Source organism: uncultured Oscillibacter sp., assembly GCF_910579365.1.
Lineage (GTDB): Bacteria > Bacillota > Clostridia > Oscillospirales > Oscillospiraceae > Oscillibacter.
Genome location: NZ_CAJTUX010000112.1, coordinates 1 through 5,581 on the forward strand (window position 1 = coordinate 1; position 5,581 = coordinate 5,581).

Sequence of the window (5,581 nt, forward strand, 5' to 3'; positions counted from 1 at the left end):
GGCTCATGGCGAACATGGGGGACCCGCAGTCGCCGCACTCCAGGAAGCCGGAGTATACATTGTCATATTTTTTCTGCCCCCGGTAGTGGGCGGTAGAACGGGACTCCCGGAGGGCCTTTGCCGTGGTGAAGGTCCGGTAGTCAATAATAGCCTGGTGGTGCCGCTCCAGGACGATGTGGTCCAGCTCGTCCCGTTTGATTTCCCTGCCGTTGATTTTCTTCCGGGTATATTTTCCCTGTCGCAACGTGCCGATGTAAAAGTCATTGTCAATAATTCCCTGTACCGTCACAATGGCCCAGACGGGCTTGACGGCCCGCTTATACTCCTCCCCGGCGGCCTCCTTGCGGTCCCGCTCCGCCATGCGGGGGGTGGGGACACCCTCATCTGTGAGCTGGTTGGCAATTTTTTTGTACCCCCAGCCGTCAATGTAGAGTTGGAAAATTCTCCGGACAATCTCTGCCTCCGTGGGGACGATCTCAAATTCCTGGCGCTTGTTGACGATGTACCCGTAAGGCGCGGCGCAGATCCATCTGCCGTCCTGCTGTCGGCGCTTGATGACCGCTTTTACCTTTTTGCTGGTATCGGTGACGGGCATTTCGTTGATCATAAAGTAGAATTGGATTTTCAGCCAGTCGTCGTCATTGGGAAAATCCACATTTTCCCCCACGGAGATGATGCGGACCCCGGCGTCCCGGAGGTCCTCCAGTTCCACTAGGCCCCGGCCATTGCGGCGGGAAAAGCGGGAGAAGTCCTTGATAATGAGGATGTCCTTTTGGTGGCTCATCAGCTCCCGCCGCATGGCCTGGTAGCCGGGCCGCTGGTCGAAGGTGTAGCCGGAGCGGTCCCGGTCCTCGTAGAAGGTGAGGGTGGAGCCGGGAAACTTCTGCTTGACGAAGTCCGCGAGGATGGCCTTTTGGTTTTCGATGGAGGTATTTTCCCGGTCCAGCTCCTCGTCCACGGAGATGCGACAGTATCCGGCGATGTCAAAGCGTTCGAGCATGGCCTCACGCTCCCTTGTCAAATAATATCAATTTTGGCTCTATATCAACAGATAATATTGTATCATAGCGCGCGGCAAAACGCAACCGGAATTGCCGAACAGTTTTGGACCGCCCATCGTTCCTCACCGGGACGCCTGCCGCTTCCGGGCTTTCCTCTGCTGGACGGCCCGCTCAGCGGAGCGGCGGCGGTTATAGAGCAGTAGGGCGCTGGTCTCTTCCGCCAGGTTCTGCTGGCCGGAACAGAACACCGCCACGGTATATTTTTCTTCCGCGCACCTGCGGTATACTTCCTGCAGACGCTCTTGTACTTCCTGGCTGGTCTGGTCCTCCCGCGAGAGCCAGACGTCTACCAGTTTGCTTTCTTTATGGGAATTGATTTCCAACTGGGGGCCCGTCCTTTCTCTGCGAATATTTGGAAGTATTTTCCTCGTCTTCTGCGCTTCTTATACGCGAAAATATTCAGAAAAAGGGCGGGTGAACCAGCTTGTCTATGGCCGAAGCCTCCTTTCATGACAGTTTGGCCGATTTGAGTTCACCAGTAAGAATGATTTGAGTTCCTGTATGGGCGCCCGCTAGGGCGCTTGATTTTTTGTATGGGGTCGTGGGCCAAGCAGCTTACCGCTAAGGCCCACACAGGACCTCACAGGGGCGGACAAAGGCAGATTTGCTGGCTTGGGCAGTACCTGGAAAATGTTCCGGGTTCAACTTCCGCCTGTAGGCGGCATAGGGGTCAGGGGAGGTCCCCTGCAAGTGCGAAAATGTACATTTTTTCTATGCTTGCGGTCCTGCCGCCGGGGGCGGCAGAGGCCGTTTCTCGGGCCATCAGCAGCTTGTTTGTTTGGTTTTTCCCATGAGAGGACGAATATGGTAAGGCCGAGGGCTAGGTGCAACGTATTGACACCTAGCCCCCGTTTATCATGCTCTCAAAAAACAGACAAGGTGTCAATATATGACACCTAACACTTCTGATTTTTCCTTATTGATGAGGCAAGAACTCCAGTTTTAGGATGTCCCCGATGGTATGGAACACCTGCGCCAGATCGTAGGACTCCTTTATGGTATCTTCAATTTCCTCCGGCCTCATGCGGGTGCCCTCCACCCAACAGCGGATGTTTTCCGAGGTGGGCGTCAGCAGGATGGCCCTTTCATATGCTTTGCAGAACAGGGATGCAATTTTTCCCCTTTGGTCAGCCTCGGCGTCAATTCGGATGATCTCCCGCACAGCAGAGATCATCCCAGTTACAGCGTTTTCGCGCTCCTCCTCCGACAGCTGCTGAAGGGCCTTTAGAATCTTCCAGCCCCGATTGACAGACACTTCCTTCCGTTCTAAAGCGTCCTTTAGTGCCTGAGGGGCATCCTCCGACAACCGCGCGATCCGGCCCATGGCCTGTTCCCCAATTCCGACGGCCTGGGCCATTTCCTTTCGTGTGTCGAAGGGCGTGTGACTTTTCGGTGAATTCACCGAAAGGTCTGTCCGGCGGCCCTGGTGGGCTTTGGCTGCCGTTTCAAGCTCTGGTTTCAGCTTCAACGCGATTTGTCCCAGCGCCCAAAGGGAGAGATTTCGCCGCCCCCGCTGGGTTTCCAATGCCCACTGCTTTGCTTCCAACAAGTCGGCAAAGGAAAACACCAGCATTCTGAACGGCAGACCGTGCTTTTCGCAGATTCGGAAGCGGTTGTGCCCATCGACAATGACCAGTTCCTCATTGACGATAATGGGCGCGTAGCAGCCGCTTTCCAGGATGTCCCGCTCCAACGAAGAAAACTGCTCCGCGCTGAGAGGCGGGAGCAGTTGTTCCATCTCCGGCAGGACGACGGGCGTCCGCTGGTCGCTTGTGTATTCGGTTTTTGTGTTTTTCAAGTCACCATTCCTTTCAGTTTAAACTTTGTGAGCGTTCGCCGGGGAGTTGCCGTTCTACCCAATCCGGTTCCTGGCAGGCAACCTTGCTTGGCGCTGTGCCGTATGCTTTTCCTGGCTTGCTCGTTCAAACTGAAGTCATGGCAAACTTCCCCGAAAAGTATCTGATTGGACGGTTATGTACTTTTACCCCAGGCACAAACGTGCCTGGGGTACAGCATAAACCTGTTAGTAAAATCCAATCTCTTTCGAGAAAGCCTGTTAGAATAGAACCAAGTAAGATCATAAATTCCAATTATGTTGCTGTAGTGTGGAGTATAGCATCTGTGGGAAAATTTGTCAACCCCATTATTTTTGAGGCTTTTCCAATCTCTGATAATACGCCTCCAGCTTCTCCTCGCAGATTTTCTCAATCTCCGCTTTTTCTTCCTTACTCAGCCGCTTCCAGACCGCCTCGTCTACCTGGACGATTCCCAGGGTCTTGGTGTGGCGGAGCATCTGCATATCCTCGAACCGCTTAAAGGGATTGGCCAGGATATTCCGCTGAGCCTCGCTGTTGGTGTATCCACCTTTGGCAAAGATGCTGTTGGCCTTCTCCACCGTCATCCCGGCGGCCCGCCGTCCCTCGTAGTGGGACCGGAAATAGTTCGCAATGTCCGACAGCTTCACCCGGCCTTTCTCATCGGCGCACCGCAGAATTGCCTTAATCAAGACCGGCTTGTAAGAGTAGCTCATATCCATTTTCCGAACCATGTCCAGAAACAGGCCCTTCCGGTTGGAGTCGTCAATCAGCGTCCAGCCATAGGTTTTGGCGTATTTCTCCAGGGTTGACTCTTTAAAATATTTGAAAACCTGGTGCTCGCTCATGGGCACCGCCAGGTCCGGAACCAGCTTCCCTTCCCGGACGTACCGCTCGATGGTCTCCGCTTGCACGTCCACCCGGCGGACAAACTCCATCTGGGAGATCATACCCTCCGCTTCCTCCTGCCAGTTGAACACGTCCACCAGTTCATAGTCCGTGGCGTCAATGGGCCAGTCCAGCAGGGCGGCGGGCTTTTCCCGGCGGTCATAGAGGGCGTTCTCCGTTGCCCGCTTGTCCCAGGGCGACAAGACCAGTTCCCCCGCCCGGTACTTTCGCAGCTTGAAGAGACGGTGAAGGGACATGGGTGTGTTGTACTGGCTGGCGTTGTCCACGAAGTCGAAGACCATCAGGCTCTCCTTGCCCTCGTACAGCCGCATCCCCCAGCCCAGCTGCTGGGTGTACAGCACCCGGGACATGGTGGGCCGGGCCATGAACAGCACCTCGATTTCCGGGCAGTCCCAGCCCTCGTTGAGGAGGTCGCAGGCGCAGAGCACCAGAATGTCCCGGCGGACGAATTTCTCCTGAAACTCCTCCCGTTCCGAACGCTTCATGCCGCCGGACACGGCGGCGGCGGGGACTCCAGCCTCTTGAAAGAGCTTGGCGATCTCCTCCGCGTGCCAGACCGAGGCGCAGAACACCACCGTCCGCCGCCCCTGGGCATATTGAAGCCAAGTGTCCACGATCAGGCGATTTCGTTCCGGTACGTAAATCTTGGTTTCTAGGTCCCGGATGTTGTAGCGGACGCTGTTGAACCGGACCTTGGTCAGGTCGATATTGGTGTGGATACGGATGCACCGCACCGGGACCAGCTCTCCCAGCTCTACGGCGGTCTGGATATCCAGACGATGGGCGGTATTTTTGAAGATATCCAGGATGCTCCTGTCATCATTTCGCTCCGGCGTAGCCGTCAGGCCTAGGGTAAAGGCGGGCTTGAAAAACGCCAGCACCTTCTGGTAGGTATCCGCCGCCGCGTGATGGGCTTCGTCGATGATGAGATAGTCAAATTCGTCATCCTTGAAGCGGTCCAGATGCAGGGCCACGCTCTGCACACTGCCGCAGACCACGTGGGTCTCCGGCTCCTTAACGGCCTCCAGGTAACGGCCCACCGCCGCATCGGGCCATAGCGCCTGAAACGTCTTCGCCGCCTGCTCCACTAACTCCTGGGTGTGGGCCAGGAACAGCGTCCTGCCGCCCAGGCGCTTGGCGTCCAGCACCGCCGTCACCGTTTTGCCGGTGCCGGTGGCGTGGCAGAGCAGGGCGATGGTTTCCCTGCGGCTCCGCATGGTCTCCAGGACGTCCAGCGCCTCCCGCTGGTGCTCCTTTAGTTCCAGGTTCGCGCCGTCCAGCGCCCGGCCCCGCTGGGTGGGGAGATAGTCCTCAATCTCCTGAAGCCGGGGACGGCTGCCCAGAAAGAGCCGCAGCTCATCCTTCACCAGCTCCGGCTGGAGCTGCATCTGCCGCACCGCCCAGCGGTACACGTCCCAGCCCATGTAAATCATACTGTTTTGCTTCAGCAGGTCGTCGTAGAACTTGCCGGAGGCCACCAGGCTTTTGTGGTGGGACCCTTCGTCGTCGATTTCAATGGCCACTCGCCGCCCGTTGTTTTCCAGAACGAAGTCGGCATAGCGGCTGTTCTGGTAGATGTCGTAAAAGTGGTATTGAGAATAGAGGTATCCGGCCTTCTCAGCGCCGAAGGCCTCGCTGAACAGTTCGATGAACAGGTCCTCGGCCCTGCTGCCAGAGGCGGAGCGGGGAACGGGCATGACGGTCACCTCATTTCTCCAGGACCTCTTTCAGAAGGAGCTTCTTCTCAGAAGCTGTACCAATAGGCTAAAACCGCTTGAGTAAAGTGCTGAAAGCAGC

General features: G+C 56.5%; 4 protein-coding genes. All 4 read right to left on the minus strand.

The window, feature by feature from the left end; translation table 11 throughout:
• Window positions 1-1,000 (minus strand): recombinase family protein (locus tag QZ329_RS14730; RefSeq protein WP_295753757.1); only part of this gene is annotated, 1,000 nt, incomplete at its 3' end.
• Window positions 1,001-1,123: 123 nt separating this feature from the next.
• On the minus strand, window positions 1,124-1,384 hold the full coding sequence (locus QZ329_RS14735) for a hypothetical protein (RefSeq protein ID WP_295753759.1): 261 nt from the start codon (window positions 1,382-1,384) through the stop codon (window positions 1,124-1,126).
• 593 nt (window positions 1,385-1,977) lie between these two features.
• Window positions 1,978-2,859: a ParB/RepB/Spo0J family partition protein gene (locus tag QZ329_RS14740; RefSeq protein WP_295753760.1), complete on the minus strand. Its 882-nt coding sequence runs from the start codon at window positions 2,857-2,859 to the stop codon at window positions 1,978-1,980.
• Window positions 2,860-3,204: 345 nt separating this feature from the next.
• Window positions 3,205-5,481, minus strand: a complete 2,277-nt coding sequence (locus QZ329_RS14745; protein ID WP_295753761.1) for a DEAD/DEAH box helicase — start codon at window positions 5,479-5,481, stop codon at window positions 3,205-3,207.
• Between the last annotated feature and the right edge of the window lie 100 nt (window positions 5,482-5,581).

What these genes read in the sequence shown, in the direction of transcription:
- QZ329_RS14745 (WP_295753761.1), bottom strand. Translation starts at nt 5,481, where the DNA reads ATGCCCGTTCCCCGCTCCGCCTCTGGCAGCAGGGCCGAGGACCTGTTC.